The organism is Rhodococcus sp. LB1, from assembly GCF_001583455.1.
GTDB classification, from domain to species: Bacteria; Actinomycetota; Actinomycetes; order Mycobacteriales; family Mycobacteriaceae; genus Rhodococcus_F; species Rhodococcus_F opacus.
The window spans coordinates 14,458-31,132 of record NZ_LTCZ01000101.1 but is presented as its reverse complement, the minus strand read 5'-3'; the positions used below and the strand labels follow the sequence as shown (position 1 = coordinate 31,132).

The 16,675-nt window shown below is 66.6% G+C and carries 15 protein-coding genes; 7 read left to right on the top strand and 8 right to left on the bottom strand.

Annotated features, from left to right (window positions below; translation table 11 throughout):
• The first annotated feature begins 79 nt into the window (after nucleotides 1-79).
• Complete coding sequence (locus AZG88_RS16645; RefSeq protein ID WP_061698308.1) at nucleotides 80-1,483, top strand: NAD(P)H-quinone dehydrogenase; 1,404 nt, start codon at nucleotides 80-82, stop codon at nucleotides 1,481-1,483.
• A gap of 154 nt (nucleotides 1,484-1,637) precedes the next feature.
• Here AZG88_RS16645 and AZG88_RS16640 read toward each other — a convergent pair whose 3' ends face one another.
• Genes AZG88_RS16640 through AZG88_RS16610 form a run of 7 tightly spaced genes read right to left on the bottom strand, consistent with a single transcriptional unit; the run spans nucleotide 1,638 to nucleotide 9,504 of the window.
• Nucleotides 1,638-2,432, bottom strand: a complete 795-nt coding sequence (locus tag AZG88_RS16640) for a tyrosine-protein phosphatase (RefSeq protein WP_197487842.1) — start codon at nucleotides 2,430-2,432, stop codon at nucleotides 1,638-1,640.
• A 47-nt stretch (nucleotides 2,433-2,479) separates the two neighbouring features.
• A complete protein-coding gene (locus tag AZG88_RS16635; RefSeq protein WP_061698306.1) occupies nucleotides 2,480-3,076 on the bottom strand; it encodes a hypothetical protein in 597 nt (198 codons plus the stop codon).
• Between the two features lie 30 nt (nucleotides 3,077-3,106).
• Nucleotides 3,107-4,084: a DUF7064 domain-containing protein gene (locus tag AZG88_RS16630; RefSeq protein ID WP_061698305.1), complete on the bottom strand. Its 978-nt coding sequence runs from the start codon at nucleotides 4,082-4,084 to the stop codon at nucleotides 3,107-3,109.
• A gap of 35 nt (nucleotides 4,085-4,119) precedes the next feature.
• Complete coding sequence (locus tag AZG88_RS16625) at nucleotides 4,120-5,199, bottom strand: alcohol dehydrogenase catalytic domain-containing protein (protein WP_061698304.1); 1,080 nt, start codon at nucleotides 5,197-5,199, stop codon at nucleotides 4,120-4,122.
• Nucleotides 5,200-5,220: 21 nt separating this feature from the next.
• Nucleotides 5,221-6,654 (bottom strand): aldehyde dehydrogenase, encoded by a 1,434-nt coding sequence (locus AZG88_RS16620; RefSeq protein ID WP_061698303.1) that lies wholly within the window; start codon nucleotides 6,652-6,654, stop codon nucleotides 5,221-5,223.
• 25 nt (nucleotides 6,655-6,679) lie between these two features.
• On the bottom strand, nucleotides 6,680-7,909 hold the full coding sequence (locus AZG88_RS16615) for an NAD(P)/FAD-dependent oxidoreductase (RefSeq protein WP_061698302.1): 1,230 nt from the start codon (nucleotides 7,907-7,909) through the stop codon (nucleotides 6,680-6,682).
• Nucleotides 7,906-9,504 (bottom strand): pyruvate, phosphate dikinase, encoded by a 1,599-nt coding sequence (locus AZG88_RS16610; RefSeq protein WP_061698301.1) that lies wholly within the window; start codon nucleotides 9,502-9,504, stop codon nucleotides 7,906-7,908. Before AZG88_RS16610 ends, AZG88_RS16615 begins: the two co-directional genes overlap by 4 nt.
• 229 nt (nucleotides 9,505-9,733) lie before the next feature.
• Here AZG88_RS16610 and AZG88_RS16605 point away from each other — a divergent pair, with 229 nt between their 5' ends.
• From AZG88_RS16605 to AZG88_RS16595, 3 genes are read left to right on the top strand one after another with little or no spacing between them, the layout of a single operon-like run.
• Nucleotides 9,734-11,032, top strand: coding sequence for a hypothetical protein (locus tag AZG88_RS16605; RefSeq protein ID WP_231914038.1), 1,299 nt, complete (start codon nucleotides 9,734-9,736; stop codon nucleotides 11,030-11,032).
• A 58-nt stretch (nucleotides 11,033-11,090) separates the two neighbouring features.
• Complete coding sequence (locus AZG88_RS16600) at nucleotides 11,091-12,113, top strand: DUF7064 domain-containing protein (RefSeq protein ID WP_061698300.1); 1,023 nt, start codon at nucleotides 11,091-11,093, stop codon at nucleotides 12,111-12,113.
• Nucleotides 12,110-12,592: a PEP-utilizing enzyme gene (locus AZG88_RS16595; RefSeq protein WP_063886815.1), complete on the top strand. Its 483-nt coding sequence runs from the start codon at nucleotides 12,110-12,112 to the stop codon at nucleotides 12,590-12,592. The genes AZG88_RS16600 and AZG88_RS16595 overlap by 4 nt, the downstream gene beginning before the upstream one ends.
• 227 nt (nucleotides 12,593-12,819) lie before the next feature.
• Here AZG88_RS16595 and AZG88_RS55015 read toward each other — a convergent pair whose 3' ends face one another.
• Nucleotides 12,820-13,851, bottom strand: a complete 1,032-nt coding sequence (locus AZG88_RS55015) for a helix-turn-helix transcriptional regulator (RefSeq protein WP_156517513.1) — start codon at nucleotides 13,849-13,851, stop codon at nucleotides 12,820-12,822.
• A gap of 235 nt (nucleotides 13,852-14,086) precedes the next feature.
• Between AZG88_RS55015 and AZG88_RS16585 the strand changes: the two genes are divergently transcribed.
• The 3 genes from AZG88_RS16585 to AZG88_RS16575 all read left to right on the top strand — a co-directional run bounded on the left by AZG88_RS16585 (nucleotide 14,087) and on the right by AZG88_RS16575 (nucleotide 16,021).
• Nucleotides 14,087-14,497 (top strand): PEP-utilizing enzyme, encoded by a 411-nt coding sequence (locus tag AZG88_RS16585; RefSeq protein ID WP_061698298.1) that lies wholly within the window; start codon nucleotides 14,087-14,089, stop codon nucleotides 14,495-14,497.
• A gap of 127 nt (nucleotides 14,498-14,624) precedes the next feature.
• On the top strand, nucleotides 14,625-15,833 hold the full coding sequence (locus AZG88_RS16580; RefSeq protein ID WP_061698297.1) for a cytochrome P450: 1,209 nt from the start codon (nucleotides 14,625-14,627) through the stop codon (nucleotides 15,831-15,833).
• Nucleotides 15,830-16,021, top strand: a complete 192-nt coding sequence (locus AZG88_RS16575) for a ferredoxin (protein WP_442971719.1) — start codon at nucleotides 15,830-15,832, stop codon at nucleotides 16,019-16,021. Before AZG88_RS16580 ends, AZG88_RS16575 begins: the two co-directional genes overlap by 4 nt.
• Nucleotides 16,022-16,675 lie beyond the last annotated feature (654 nt).

The window sequence follows — 16,675 nt, the reverse complement described above, 5'->3', positions numbered from 1 at the left end:
TGCAGTGCACGACACGACGCGCTGCGATCGCAGGAAAAGCCGGCCGGAGACCCCGGTCGACAGTTGAATTGGAGGACAGATGACCCGAATCGTGATCATTGGTGGCGGGCCTGCCGGATACGAGGCAGCGCTGGTGGCCGCACAGCACGGCGCCTCCGTCTCCTTGATCGATTCGGACGGGGTGGGCGGCGCCTGCGTTCTGTTCGACTGTGTGCCGTCCAAGACGTTCATTGCCTCCACCGGCGTGCGCACCGACATGCGGCGCGCCACCGACCTGGGCATTGCGCTCGATCCCGAGCAGGCCACGGTCGCGCTGCCGCAGATCCACGCCCGCGTGAAGAGCCTCGCGCAGGCGCAGTCCTCCGACATCCGCACCCGCCTGCAGACGGTGGGGGTCGAACTGCTGTCGGGCACCGCCGAGATCGCCGACCCGCGACTGGGCATGGCGTCCCACCAGGTGTGTGCCACGCTCGAGAACGGCGAGAAGAAGACACTCGATGCGGACGTCGTCCTGATCGCCACGGGCGCGAGCCCCCGGGTGATCCCCGGGGCGGAGCCGGACGGCGAGCGCATCCTGACGTGGCGCGACCTCTACGACCTCGAGGAGCTGCCCGCGCACCTCGTCGTCGTCGGTTCCGGTGTGACCGGTGCCGAGTTCGTGTCCGCCTACACCGAGATGGGCGTCAAGGTCACGCTGGTGTCCAGCCGCGACCGCGTCCTGCCCGGTGAGGACGCCGACGCCGCCCTCGTGCTCGAGGATGTCCTCGCGGAACGCGGCGTCACCCTGGTCAAGCACGCCAGGGCCGATGCCGTGAAGCGCACCGAGGACGGCATCGTCGTCGTGCTCGCGGACGGCCGGACGGTCGAGGGCAGTCACGCCCTGATGACTGTCGGTTCGGTTCCCAACACCCAGGGTCTCGGGCTGGAGAAGGTCGGCATCGAGCTCGACAAGGGCGGGTACCTGCGCGTGGACCGTGTGTCGCGGACGCCGGTGTCCGGGATCTACGCGGCGGGTGACTGCACCGGTCTGCTGCCGCTGGCGTCCGTCGCGGCCATGCAGGGCCGCATCGCGATGTACCACGCGCTCGGTGAGGGCGTGAGCCCGATCAAGCTGAAGACCGTGGCCTCGGCCGTGTTCACCCGCCCCGAGATCGCCACCGTGGGCGTCAGCCAGGCCGCGATCGAGACTGGCCGGGTGCCTGCCCGTACGGTCATGCTGCCGCTCAACACCAACCCGCGCGCCAAGATGTCCGGTCTGCGCCGCGGCTTCGTGAAGATCTTCTGCCGTCCGGCCACCGGTGCGGTCATCGGTGGGGTGGTAGTTGGGTCGACCGCGTCGGAGCTGATTCTCCCGATCGCCATCGCCGTGCAGAACAACCTCACCGTCAACGACCTCGCCGCGACGTTCTCGGTGTATCCGTCGCTGACGGGTTCGATCACCGAGGCGGCACGCCGATTGATCCGCCAAGACGACCTCAGCTGAGTCGAAATGATCGCACAGAAGAGACAAAAGATGTGGGTCGTTCCGGCCATTGAGCTCTACGTTCATGCATTCACAAGGGATCACCGATGACGCCGATCGGGGAGCGGGTGACGAGGGTCCTCGACCCCCTCGTGGCAAAAGTAGGCCCGTGCACTCAATCCGCGCGTGTTGGGACGAGCAGGGAGCTGCGCAGGTCTTCGAGAGCCAGAGAGGGCACGGCACCCGTGTTGACAAGGTACTCGGCGACACCGCCGTAGGTGTCGTCAAGGTAAGCGAGTGCACGTTCCATGCTCACCGCCGGTGTCTCGAAGAGCACCCGCGCTGCGTCGGGGTCCACCCCGGCGTCGGTGAAGAGGGCCGCGTAGGCGGCGATCCGGTTGGGCCGGAGGACACCGGTGAGGGCGTAGTCTTCCACCACGAGTGCACGCGGGGTACCGACCAGTTCCAGCACGAGCGCAATGAGGAGGCCGGTGCGATCCTTTCCTGCGGAGCAGTGCACCAGTGTGGGGAGACGTCGCGCGTCGGCGAGCACCGTGATCGCCGCCCCGAAAGTCGACGCCCGCCGGTCCAGCGTGTCGCAGTAGAACTGCGTCATATCGTCTTCCTCGAACCGCGGCAATTCGCCGGAGAGGAGTTTGCGGATGTAGTTCGTGTTGGTGCCCTCCCCGCCTTCCGCGATGGGTAGTGCGACGACCTCCGCTCCGGTCGCACGGTGCCATACCGATCGCGTCCGGCGCACCTCGTGTTCGGCGCGCAGGTCGATGACCGTCCGTAGTCCGAGATCCTGGAAGTCGCTTCGGTGCTTCTCGTCCCACAACCCCTGGAACTCGGACTCATCGGCATCGGCGAGCACTTCGCCCCGGAACAGCCGCCGCGGACCGATCGTCCACCCCGGCGGCCCCGGGTATCCTGCGAGGTCGCGCACGTTGGTGGTGCCAGGAAGCGGCACCCGACTCTCCGCAAGGGCCCCGCTGACCCGAGGCACCGGGATCTCGGTCACTCGTCGGCGTCCGTTCGTTCGCGGCCCAGCGTGAGGAGCAAATCCTCGTGCAGTTCCATCCAGATGTCGTGGTACGAGCCGGACATCGGGCGGGCGATGGCGCCGGGGTCGCCGCCGCGGAAGGAGTCGAGTGCGGAGTCGAACTGGGGTTGGTAGTGCCTCATCCGAGGAGTGGCGGACACCGCGAGTGACAACACCTTGCCGAGTTGTTCGTGCAACTGAACGAGTCCCGGGAGGATCCGATCAGTGTCGCCTGCGGCCTCGGTCTGCCATTCGGTCGTGAGCTGCTTGAACTCCCGGTTCGGCGCGAGGAACGCCTCGTAGGCGACGGTCAAAGCCTCCACCTCGTCCGGTGACACTTGCCGGGCGCGGAGTTCGGTGTGCCGTTCGCGTCCAGCCGACGTCAGCATATACCCCTCGACGCGGCCACCGGTCCGAGACTTTGCCAGCCCGCGGGCGACGGCGTCATCGAGGATGCTTTGAATGGTCGGCTGCGAGTGGCCGGTGCTCTGCATCAACGGTTCCGCCGTGGCGAGACCGCGGACCCGCAGCCGGTGGAGGACGTCGAACTCCTCCTTGGTCGTGTAGCTCATAGTTCGTCTCTTTCGAGTTGTCGTGAGGGGTCAGTCGCGGTCGAGGGTGAGGTCGCTGCGTTCGCCGACCCCGACGCCGTCGGTGCGGTGATGCGCGACGTACTCGGGCGGCCAGGCACACTCGATGTATCCGACACCCTCGACGCCGTCGACCGTGGTGTGCATCGCGGCTTCGTGAATCCACAGGCGAGGACTGACGGGCCACTGCAGGTCGGCGCCCTGCCGAGCGGTCACCTCGGTGACCCGACCTTCGTCGTCGACGATCCGGGCCTCGACCCGCGTGTGCATGAATCGTTCGTCGAAGGTGATGTCGGAGTCCATTTCGACGATCGTCGCGATCACATCGTCCTTCTGCACGTACCCATGCAACGTGGTCTTCCCGCGGTACTGCAGTTCCATCGCGTGAATGGCGGTTCCGCCGTCCGTCAGGATGTTCCACCACTTCCAGTGGGTGGGCCCGCCCCAGTCGCGCATGCCCCACGAGTGGTCACGATGGGCGTACCCGTCGATCTCATGCGTGGTGCCGTCGAGGGTGAGTGTGCCCGTGACGTGGCCGCCTTGCTCGGTACGATCCCATGCCAGCCAGTCCGGGCAGCCGTTGCGGTTGGCCGCGAAACCGAATGAGGGATTGAGTCCGGTCCACTCGTATTCGATGGTGAGCCGTTCGCCGCGAAACTCGATGGAGGACTTCATCATGTCGTCGGAAAGTGTGAGTCGACCCGGACCGACCTGCCAGTCGTCGAAGGACAGCGAATCGGGGACACCGATGTGGTCATGGACCTCGAAGACCGTCTCGTCCACGCCGGGGCCGAAGACGATGCCTGCGACACCGGCACGGCCCTGCTCGTTGTCGCCGAGTGCGTGCACCCAGGTGTAGAAGATGACGCCGAGGCCGAGGTGCGGCAGTGGAAGCAGGTAGGCGAGCGATTCGCGTACGTCGGGGTGCGCATCGGCGTCGAAGAAGATGTGGCGCCGCTCGGAGCCGTTGTCGAGCAGGTTGATACCCATTAATGAAATCCTTTCGTGTGTATCGGAGTGCAAAATCAGGAACGCGGTGTGAGCACGACGCGGAGTGCGTCGCCGGACTGCTGTGCGGTGACGACGTCGTTGATTCGGTCGAGGTCGGCCGTACTGTCGATTAGCGCCTCGATCGGGAGTCTGCCGCTGCGCCACAGACCGACGAGGATGGAGAGGTCGCGGTGCATGCTGATGCCGCCGTGGAAGCTTCCGGTCAGTCGCTTGTCGTCGTGGAAGAGTTCGTAGGCGTTGATTTCCACAACTTGGTGGGGGCGCCCCGCGCCCACCACCGTCACGGTGCCGCCGCGTCGCACCGCCTTCCACGCCGCGCTCACGGTCGGCGGATGGCCGACTGCGTCGATGACCACGTCGAGCCCGCGCACGTCACCGAACTCCTCCGGCGAGACAGATTCGGTGGCGCCGATCTTCTCGGCCAGCGCACGGCGGCCCGGCATGGGGTCGATCGCGATCACGCGGGCCGCGCCGGCCACGACCGCACCCATGACGGCATTGAGTCCGACTGCTCCGCAGCCGATTACGGCCACATCGTCGCCCGGGGTGATACGTGCGCTTCGCAGCGCGGATCCCACCCCTGTGGGGACGGCGCAGCCCATCATCGCGGCTACGGGGAAGGGTACGTCGTCGTCGATGCGGATGACGGCGTTGGCGGGCACGACGGTTTGTTCGGCGAACGTCGAGGTGGCCATGCCCTGATGCACCACGTTGCCGTCGACGCTGAGAGGTGAGGGCCGGGCCGCCGCCTTGCCCGCGCGAGCGTCCGCCGAGGATCGTCGATTCGCGCACAAGTAGTCGTCACCGCGCCGACACGGGGCGCAACGACCACACGGGGGGACCCACACCAGCACCACATGGTCACCGACGGCGACGGAGTCGACGCCCGCGCCGATTTCGGTGACGATGCCCGCCCCCTCGTGCCCGAGGACGACCGGGGTGGGTTGGCCGAACGAGGTGGTCAAGGACAGGTCGGAGGCGCACACCCCGCAGGCGTGGATCGCGACGGATACCTGTCCTGGGCCGGGGGCCGCGATGTCCACGTCCTGGACTTCGAACGGTGTGCCCGGTCTCCACATCACTGCTGCTCTCATAGTGTCTTTCTCTCGTTCTGCTCAGAATTGACGGTGGATCGAGGTGTATTGCAGGTAGGCGGCGAGGCCCTCGGGCCCGAACTCGGTACCCAGTCCGCTGTCCTTGTGCCCACCGAAGGGCGCCGCCGCGTTCGACCCGTAGTGGTTGATCCCGACGTTCCCGGTCTCGAGACGCTCGGCGACGGCCGCGGCGCGGTCGAGGTCCTCACCGAACACGGTGGCGGCGAGACCGTAGGGGGAGTCGTTGGCGATGGCAACGGCCTCGTCGAGATCCCGGTAGGGGACGACTGCCAGCACCGGACCGAAGACCTCGTCGCGCGCGATGCGCATCTCCGGTGTCACGTCGCGGAACACGGTCGGTTCCACGTAGTAACCCCGGTCGAATCGGGTCGCGGGTCCGCCTCCGGTCACCGCCTTCGCGCCCTCGCGCTGAGCAAGGTCGAGGTAGCCGAGCACGCGCTCGCGCTGCCGGGCGGAGACGACGGGGCCGAAGAACGTGCCCGGGTCGAAGGGGTCGCCGACCGGGGCAGCGGAGACGACGTCTCCGACGAGATCCACCAGCTCGTCGTGGCGGGAAGCCGGCACGAGTAGCCGCGTGCACGCTTTGCAGGTCTGGCCGGTGTTGCGCATCGACACCTTCAAGACGTTCTGCGCCAGCAACTCCGGGTCGACGTCGTCCAGCACGATCGCCGGAGACTTGCCGCCGAGTTCGAGTGTCACCGGCCGGAGCCGACGACCGCACGACGCGCCGATGGCGCGCCCGACGTCCGTGGAACCGGTGAAGGAAATCTTGTCGACACCGGGGTGCTCGACAAGGGCCATGCCGGCTCGGGTGCCGCCGGTAACCAGGTTCACCACACCGGCGGGAATGCCGGCGGCGTCGACAGCGTCCATCAAAAGCCTCGTCGCCATCGGGGTCTCCGGGGCGGGCTTGATCACCACGGTGCATCCGGCGAGAAGCGCCGATCCGAGCTTGATGACGACCAGCCCCAGGGGAAAATTCCAGGGTGTGATCAGTCCGGCGACACCGACCGGCCGCCGGTGGACCACCGAGCTTCCGGGTGCCATCGGGTTCGGCCGCACATCGGGTCCCGTCAGCAGGTCGGCGAGTCCCGCGGTGAGGCGCAGATGTGCGGCGCTGTGTGCCGGTGCCGCGCTGCTCTCGGCGATCGGGGTGCCGTTCTCGGTGGTGATGATCCGGGTGAGTTCGGCCGCGCGCCGGTCGATCTCGTCGGCGAGGCGACGCAGAAACGCTGCCCGTGCGGACGGACTGCGCGCGGCCCAACTCGGCAACGCGTCGCGGGCCGCAGTGACGGCGTCGTCGATGTCCTGCTCGTCGCCATCGGGGACGGAGGCCCACGTCTCCTCGGTGGTCGGATTCACCACGTCGGTGCGGGCGCCCGAGTGTGACGGGACCCAGCGCCCTGCGATGAAGACGTCGGTGTGCTGCTGCATGGAATGGACTCCTGGGTCGATACGGTCAGGCCGGGATGGGAGCGGATGCGTTGCGTCGGCTCGCCAGGTCGAGAGCCGCGTTCCAGTCGGCGCCGCGGGCGAGCAGTGCACGGTATTTCATGATGTCGCCGCGTCGATTGAGCGCGAGGGCGCCGATCAGCCGATCGCCCTCGCGATAGAGCGCGACGAACGCTTCGCCGCCCCAGTGACCGCTCACGACGACGGGTTCGCCGATCGGGAGGCCTGCGAACTGGATGCGTTGCCCGTACCAGTCGGACCAGAAGTAGGGGACATGGTGGTACTCCGTGGCTCGCGCGGGGTCGAGCAGGTTCACCATGGCGTGGGCTGCCTGCTCTCCGGCGTTGGTCCAGTGCTCGAGACGCATCCGGCGATCGAAGAGGCGGTTGGTCCACTGCGCGACGTCTCCGGCCGCCCACACGTCGTGGCCGGCATGGAGTGTGCTGTCGCAGACGACACCGTTGTCGAGGCCGAGTCCGGAGGATGTCAACCATTCGGTCGCCGGGTCGGCACCGATCCCGACGACGACGAGGTCGGCTGCGATCTCCGTCCCGTCACCGAGTCGAACCGCTTCCACTCGGCGGTCTCCGAGGAGTGCCTCGACTGTGACCCGGCACCGCAGGTCCGTGCCGTTCCGGGAGTGCAGGGCCGCGAGTGCGATGCCCGCGGTGCTCCCCACCGCCCGGACGAGGGGTGCGTTCTGCATCTCGAGAATGGTGGCCGGGAGACTTCGGCGCCGGGCGGCCGAGGCCACTTCGGCACCGATGAACCCGGCCCCGATCACCACGGTGCGGGCGCCGGCGTCCAGTCCGGCGCGGACCGAGGCCGCGTCGTCGAGGCTACGCAGTGTGTGGACACCCTCGAGGTGGTCGGACCCCGGCAGCGTGCGTGGCCGGACGCCGGTGGCGATCAGCGCTGCGTCGTAATGGATCTCGCCCTCGTGCACTGTCAGTACGTGCTCGTCGAGTGCGATGCCCGTCGCTCGGGTACCGGTGCGTACATCGACGTCGAGGTCGTCGGCGAGGGTGTCGGCGTCGGGGAGGTGGTGGGCCGTGGTGAGGGGACCGTCCGCGAGGTACTCCTTCGACAGCGGTGGCCGGTCGTAGGGTAGATGGGACTCCTCGCCCACCAGCGTGATGCGTCCTGTGTGCCCGTTCTCGCGGGCGGTGGTCACCGCTCGTAACCCCGCCAGGGAGGCACCCACCACCACGACGTGACCGGGAAACGGGCCGCTCATGCCGGAGACACCTCTCGGTCGAGTGCCCACTGCTCGAGCCGGGCGAGCTGCGGCAGCTGCGCGGCCACGACGTCGCCACCGGTCGAGGTTCCGACCACGGTCCCACGCCAGACGCATCCGGTTCTGCCGTCGATCGTGATCGTCTCGCCAACAGTCACTTTCACTCCTTTGATGCCGACGATCGTGTCACCGTCGAGGGTGAGTTCGTCGGCGCCCACGACCGCGGGGACACCCCACCCGCGGGCGACGACGGCAGCGTGGCTGACGAGTCCGCCGCGTGTGGTGAGGATGCCCACCGATGCCGCCATGCCGGCGACGTCTTCCGGACTCGTCTCGGCGCGGACCAGGATTACGTCGTCGTCGGCGTCCATGGCTCCGTCGGCCGTGAACACCACCCGTCCCGTGACTCGTCCGGGCGAGGCGCCGAGTCCGGTCGTGAGCAGGTCCTCCTCCGGGCCGCCTGCGCCGCAGCGGCCCATGATCTCCGCGCGGGCCTTCGCTCGCAGCGCCGGTGGCACCCGGTCGAGCGCTTCGGCCTCGGTGAGCTTCACCTCCGGATCGTCGACGAGGTCGACCGCGATCCGGACTGCGGCGACCGCGCCGCGCTTGCCGATGCGTGTCTGCAACAACCACAAATGGCCGTCCTCGACGGTGAATTCGACGTCACAGATGTCGCGATAGTGCACTTCGAGTCGGCGCAGCGCCGCCGTGAGGTCGGCGTAGGCCAGGGGCTGATGTTCGGCCATGTGTTGGACCGGCACGGTTTTCGCGGTGCCGGCGACGACGTCTTCACCCTGCGCTCGGGGAAGGTAGTCACCGTACGCGCGGGGTTCCCCGGTCGCAGGGTCCCGGGTGAATACGACACCGGTCCCGGACGACGGTCCGCGGTTACCGAACACCATCGCCTGGACGTTGCAGCCAGTGCCGAGGTCACCGTCGATTGCCTCGTGGGCACGGTACGCGTGGGCCCGGTCCGACCCCCACGACCTGAAGACCGCTTCCACCGCCTCGCGCAGCTGCTGCATGGGGTCGTGCGGGACCGGCCGGCCCGCGTGCTGCTCGACGAGCGCGCGCAGGCGTCCGACGTGCGCGCGGACCTCGTCGGCCGTTCGCCCCGGGTCACCGATGCGGAGTGTCGCCTCGTCCACGCCCATCACGGTGGTCGCGAACATCGTCACGAAACGGCGGTAACTGTCCCACGCGAACCACTCGTCACCGGACGAGCGCGCCAACCCGTGGACGGTGTCGTCGTTCAGGCCGAGGTTGAGGACTGTGTCGAGCATGCCGGGCATGGACACCGGGGCGCCGCTGCGGACCGCGACGAGAAGTGGGTCGTGCGGATCGCCGAGGCGCCGGCCCATTGTCGCGCCCAGCGCGTCGACGTGTTCCCGGAGCGCGTCGTCGAGGGCGGGCGGCCAGCCGTCGGACAGGTACTCGCGACACACGGGTAGCGAGATGGTGAATCCGGGCGGCACGCTGAACCCCAGTGCCGCAGTCATTTCCGCCAGCCCGGCGCCCTTGCCGCCCAGAAGCTCGCCGAGCTCTCGGGCCGGCGCGCCGTGGTCGTGATCGAAGGAATAGACACCCGACGTCACAATTGCCTCCCGGGAATTTGTTTGGTCTGACCGTTATTGGAATGGCCGTAACGTAACAGCGCCGACCTACGCGGCGGAAGCCCGAATCGTGATACAGGCCACAGTTCCCTCTTTCGGGGGATGGGCGCGACGCCGCCAGGAGGGCAGTGTGGCGGGGGTACCGCGGTGTGGTCATACATACGGAATGGTCATGCCGAAACTGGCGAGAATGCGAGACACAATGACTGAGATGATCGACTTCGCTGCATTCGTGGAGAAGTTCATGGCGGAGGTACCCGGTGGGGTCGCGGGCGATGCGGAGATGCGGAGACGAGACCCGCGTCCGTTCGTCGACACGACCGCGGCCGACATCAGGCCCGACCACCTCGACGACGACCAGATCGACAGCTGGTTCGACTACATGGCGTGGAATCTGTGGGAGCTGATCGCCTCACGCTCGACGGAAGGCGAGTCAGGGCTCATCCCACGCCAGGAGTACGAGACGCTCTCGTTCGTCCAGCAATGGGATGTCTATCCAGAGGCGATGCGCGCGATCACCGCCGAGGTCGGTGTCGACGGTCTCGTCGACCTCGGCCGGGTCTCCAAGCGCGAAGTCGGATCGAAGGTGAATCACCTGCGGAACTACGCGTGTGCGCTCATGGCGATTCTCGGGCGCGGCGTCGGCGTCAAGCTGGATCTCGTCGATCCGGTGGCGTCGCGGTCCGACGTGGAGACGTGTATCCAGTTCGGTCGCCGGCTGTGGCACGGCACGTGGGGGGACGGTCCCGGGCTGGCGTCGGGTCACGGCTTCACGCTTCCGCACCTCGATCGCGACGTACTCGATCCGCTGGTTGCAGCAGCCGTGTCTGTCGAGGACCCGGAGCATCGCGCCGTCTTCCGCAGGTTCAACGCGGCCACAGAACTTTTCGGCTTCATGCTGCACTACGACAATCGACTCGGCATGGGCGACACCGGCCCGTACCCGCTGCCCGGCGGCGGGTTCGCACTCGTGCGCGACCACTTCCTGCACGAGCCGGTGTACCCGTGGGCGGATGTCGCGGAAGGCATGCCGTATGCGGTGACCGAGGTAATGGTGTTCCGAGACGACACCATCGACGTCACCATCAACGACATCGGTACGACGTTCACCACTCCGTCGACCTACCTCGACAGGCTCGACCGCGTCGTCGTCTTTGCCCGCGACACGATGGACACACCGATGTCGGAACTGCGCATACTCGACGACGACGAGATGCGGGCGATCTCCGCGCAGGCGGAGAAAGGTGTGCTCGCCCTCTATCGGATGTACGCGAAGAAGAGCGTCGACGAAAAGATCTGGGACGGAATCAAGGTGTACTCCCACGACTTTCTCAGGCCGATCGCGCAGCGGGTAGGGATCTGGGACCGAATCCGTGAGGGCGGGTTCGACGCACCCACCGAGCTCACGAAGAAGGCGTGGCCCACTCTGGCGAGCGGACGTGCCGGTGAGATTCTCGCGCCCGTGTTCATGATGGGCGACGGCTTCCCCAGCGTCCGGCCGAAGTCGTGAACGGCCAGTCGCCGACGTCAGCACACCCGACCCCATCAGTTTTGATCGAGAGGAAGCCATGACCAGCGCCGCACTTACCGACCGTGACGACCGCCGCCACCGACTGGCCGACAGCCCGCTGGAGCGAGAGAGCCTCATTTTCATCCTGTTCCTGCCCGAGCACGACCTCGGGGTGATCGCCTACACCTGGGTCAACGGTTCCCATGAAGCGGGCTCGATGGGACTCGTGTTCGGTCGTGACAACGAGCGATTCGCGCAGTTCCACACCGAGGGAGTCCCCGTGTCACCGGACGCGGACTTCGACGACTGGACCGTCGGTCCCTTGACCGTGAGGCACGGTGCACCACACAAGGACGCACACGTCTTCTTCGAACATGACGGTGTGGCCCTCGATTACCACTTCAGTGCCACCACACCAGCGTTCACGTACCACGACAACGAGGGCGGCTGCCCCAGTTGGCTGGCCAACAACCGGCTCGAGCAGAGTGGACGGGTACACGGAACGCTCACGGTGGGAGACCGGGTCATCCCCTTCGACACGACGGGACATCGCGACCACTCGTGGGGGCGTCGCGACTGGACCGCGATCCACCAATATCGGTGGGTCAACGTGCAGTCGGGTCCCGACATCGCCATCAACTTCCTGCACGGCTCGGCACTCGACCAGACGTATCACCTCGGATACGTCGACCGCGACGGGCAACAGTCGCCGATCACCTCGATCGATGTCGACATCACGCGCGACCGCGAGCACTACTCCTACACCGCAGCCGAATTCGTCCTCGTCGACGCGCTGGGCCGGAAGACCGAGATCGTCGCCGAAGATCGCACGGCGCTCGCGGTCTGGCCGGCCGGCGGACTCCAATCCCACGACGCCGGCGGGCACTGTGTCGTCGCCGGCCGACCGGGCCTGATCCACATCGAAGAGGGCTGGCACCCGGAGTTCGTGGCACGTCGGAAAGCCATGATGGCCGAGACGTTCGACACGACGGAGGCGAAGGCGGTGCTGTCGGTCAACCGCGACATCGGATCTCTCGAATCCGCACTGTCGCCCGGGGGCAAGAATGGGAGCGTGTCGTGACCACGGTCGACAGTCCGACCACGTTCGGCGCGATCGGTGCCGGCGTCGCCGTGTTCGAGGACACGGAACAGGTGTCAGGCCGGGCCGTCTGGCTCGACTCACCCGACGCCGTAATGGACTTCGTCGACCGCGACGACATCGACGAGTGCGTGGTTATCGCCCGAGGCGGCACCACGACCTTCCTCACGCCCGCGCTGGTCGCCGGTCCACGTGGCGTGCTGACCTTGCAGGGCGCCCCGACCAGCCACCTCGGCATCGTGTCGCGCGAGTACGGCATCCCCTGCATCATGTCGGTCACCTTCACGGCCGGGGAGGTGAATGCCCGCGGAGAGATGGTGCCGCCCGATGGAACGGTCGTGCGACTGGACCTTCGCGATGCGCCCCGCGGTGTGGTGCTCGGCGAAGGCGCGACCGGAACCGTTGCCCCCGCCCATCACGACGAGGCGGCCTCCGAGGTACGTACACCGCGTATCCGGTGAGGTACTTGAGATAGTTTGCCGGGTTCGTGAACATCGTGCCGATGTCGACGACGCGGCTGTCGATCTGCTGCTCCCCCTCGAAGAACATGACCAGGGTCAAACGGACCACGGCAGATCGCTGACCGCGTCGGACCACGGGTAACCCGGGTCGTTGAGGACGTGATCACGCACGAGTGGCGAGGGCATGATCCACCTCTGACACAGCGCAGCCGCGCGGGGCGTCCGGCTCAGGCCGGCGTCTCGCGCGGGTGGGCGCTGCCGCCGGAATCCACCGACGCATGGAGTCGGTGGTACATCGCACCGGCCTGCGAGCGATTACTCACCCCCAGCTTGCGCATCAGCTTCTTCACGTGCGTCTTGGTCGTCTCCGCGCTGATGAACAGCCGGGCACCGATCTGGGCGTTCGTCAGTCCCGTCGCGAGGAGCCGCAGTACTTCGCGTTCGCGTACGGTCAGCGCGTCGATCCAGTCGGAGACCGGAGAGCCCGGCAGCGCCTCCTCGGCCGGAACCTTCGCTGCCACAAAACGATCGAGCATCACGCCAATGCTCTCGCAGAAGTAGGCGAGGAGGTCGCGGTCGAACTCGTCGGTAGTGCCCGTGGCGGCATTGCGGTCGACGTGGACGAACGCGGCGACATGATCCCGCGCCACGACGGGAGCCGCGACGTAGGTGTTGGAACGGGAGACCGGGGAGATCGCCGGATGGACGCGCGGATTGGTGACGGCATCGAGGACCAGGATCGGTCGGCGCTTGCGTACGACGTCGACTTCCATCAGATCGCGGGTGTGGTGGTAGGGCGGCGCGCCGGCGTCGAGGATCGACCGCCCCTCCTCCGGTCCGCTCGTCGTGTACATGGAGCGCGGTACCCAGCACTCGTTGTGGACCCAGGAGAACATCGCACGCTCGTAACCGAGTCCAGCACTCTCGATGGGGATCGACTCGACGAGGTCGTCGATGGTCGACGTCGCGCGCAACCGGGCAAGCGCGGCGGTCAGCATCGGCAGCATCGAACGCTGGCGGCTGAGCTCGTAGGCCAGGACGTCTGCGCGTGCAGCACGTACGTCGAGGAGGAGTTCGTGGTTGTCGGGGGCCGAGTACGCGGACAGCGCGCGTTCTGTGATGTCGAGAGCCTCGAGCGCGCTGGACGCGTCACCGACGCGGCGTGCCGCGGTGCGGGGGTCGGTCTCCAACTGCCGGGCCGCGTCGACGATGGTTTGCACGGCGTTCTGCACCGCCGGATCCATATCTTGCTTCTTCACGAAACCACTTCCGATCATCCGGCATTCAATGGTTCAGGTCGCGAATGCGACAGCGCCCGAGGTGTGATGTTTCCCTAGGCGTCTCCTGCCGGGCCTCCCCCGAAAGAGGGAAACAAGCCCGTTCGGGCCCCGAACGATTGACTGCATTGTGACATTGGCTACACAATTCCAGCAATTGGTCCAATATTCAACGGCGGTTGCCTGTCGCAGGCTACGCCCACCCACTGGAGGAAGAATGACCAGCACCAACGCCGTGACCGACAAACTGATCGGGACGGGTATCAAGGCCTACACATCCGACGCCGAAGCAGTCGGCACGATCCGCTTCCTCGACTCGCCCGAAGAGGTGCTGGACTTCATCGACGGGCCCGACGTGACGAACACTGTCGTGATCTCCCGGGGTGGAACCACCACGTTCATGTCGCCCGCACTCATGGCCGGCGTCGCCGGGCTCATCACGCTGCAGGGCGCACCCGAAAGCCACCTCGGGATCCTGTCCCGTGAATTCGGCATCCCCTGTGTGATGTCGACCGAGTTCACCGAGGGCATCCAGACCTCACGAGGCGAGACCATCCCCGCGGACGGAGCAAACGTGCGCCTCGCCATCAGCGGGGAGCACGGCCAGGTCTACCTCCTCGAGAACTGACCGGACGAACGAGGAGAGCGCGATGACGACCGAGCTGACCGGGGCGCCGTGGGCGCGGAATCGCTGTGGAAGTTCTGCATTCCGGCAACGCCTTTCCAGCAACGTACCCACACACTGAGAGCTACTCATGACATTGCAACAACACGAATCATCCGTCGACCTGATGGATCTCGCACCGTTCATCGACGGCACAGAGAATGCCGTCCTCGCGCACCTCCGGATCACGGACGCGCTGCACTGGAATGACGAGTCGGACGGGCCGGGCTTCTGGTCCGTCACCCGGTACGACGACGTGATCAAGGTGGTCAACGACCCGCACACGTTCGTCAACGGCGAGGGGACCCAGATCCTCAGCCGAAAGGTTGAGGGCGGGACGAGCACCGTCCACAACACCGATCCGCCGCGGCATACCGGCCTGCGCAAACTGGCCGCCCCCCATCTGCGGGCCGTCAAGGTCCGGGAATGGCAGGACGTGATCGACCGAGCGGTCGCTGCCATCCTGGACGATATCTCGTCCCGGGACGAGGTCGAGTTCGTTCATTCGGCGTCCGCCCTACTGCCGATCCAGGTTCTAGGCCAGGTGCTCGGCGTGCCGCTCGACGACTGCGGTCTGCTCCTCGACTGGACCAACCGCGTGATCTCGGACGATCCGGAGTTCATGAGAACGCCGGACGAAAAGGAGCGTGCGCGGTCGGAAATGTTCGCGTACTTCGAAGAACTCACCGCGGCGAGGCGAGCTGAACCCAAGAACGACCTGGTGTCGCGGTTGGTACACGCTGAGTTCGAGGGCGGGCCCCTGTCCTGGGAGGATCTCGCGGCCTATTACTTCGTTCTGGTCGGTGCGGGCAACGAGACCACGCGCAACCTCATCACCGGAGCCGTCCTCGCCTTCGACGAGTTCCCGGGGGAGTGGGACAAACTGGTCGCCCGACCAGAACTCCTGAACTCGGCGATCGAGGAGATGCTGCGCTACATCACTCCGATCCGCGCCATGCGCCGCACGGCGACGAAGGGCGTCAACTGGGACGGTCAGACCATCCGGGCCGGCGACAAGGTCGTCTGCTGGTTCCAGGCCGCGAACCGGGACCCGGCAATCTTCCCCGATCCTGACGTCGTCAAGATCGACCGCGCAGACAACGACCACGTGGGCTTCGGTTGGGGGATTCACGCATGCATGGGTTCGCACCTGGCGCGGGCCGAGGTCACCGCGTTCTTCCGGGCGCTGCTTGACCGCGGACTTCGGATCCGCCCGGTCGGGCCGCCGGACCGATTGCATACCAACCAGTTCAATGCGTTCAAGCGTTTGCTTGTCCGCGTCGAAAAGGAGGGTTCATGATGAAGATCGTGGTCGACTGGGATCTCTGTGAGGGGCATGGTCAATGTGAGTTCGCAGCACCTGACGTATTCAGCATTAATGACGACGGAGAGCTCGACGTAGTCGACGAAACCCCGGCCGAAGCTGAGCGTCCCAAGGTCGAGCAAGCAGTGCGGCGGTGCCCGACCCGAGCGTTGAAGCTCGACTGAGTGACGGTGAACCCGGCCTGGAATGTGCATGGCCGGGTTCATTGTCTGGCGACCGGCGCGTAGATTGCGCCGGACCCGTTCGGACCAGTCCCAGCGTGTTGGGACGAGCAGTAATACCGCGGTGCACAACCCGGTTTAGGGGCTCTCTGTGGCGGCCCGCCGCCTCTACCTGCCGCCCGACTTCTGTACTCGCGACGTTCCCCGAGCTCGGCCCCGAGCAGCAACGAGCGCTCGGTCGCCTCATTGTCGATCTCCGGAATACGCGCATACGGATTCGCACGGTGCAGTCACGTCGTGCAACCCGCCGAGTTGCCAGCGCGATCCGGCGGCCACGGGCTCGAGTCCGTTGCCAGTATTCGCAAACGAAACTACTTCGAGGCTACGAACGCAGCGCAACTCGACCGAATCCTCCTGTCCGAGGTACGCAACGGCTCGTGAACGGCGCTCGAGCTCGACGGCTCGACTGGGTCGGACGAGGTCCGAGTTTCTTGCAGTCGCTACCCCTCGGCTTCGAATCAGCCGAGAGCCAGGTGTACGAGACCCGATACGAGGTACTCGCCGAGCCGAACGCCGATGTTCGGCCGAGTGATAGGTGTCGGCGCTACTCGGTACCTCCCACGACGATCTGAAGCCCGCTTCGCTTAAATCGCCGAC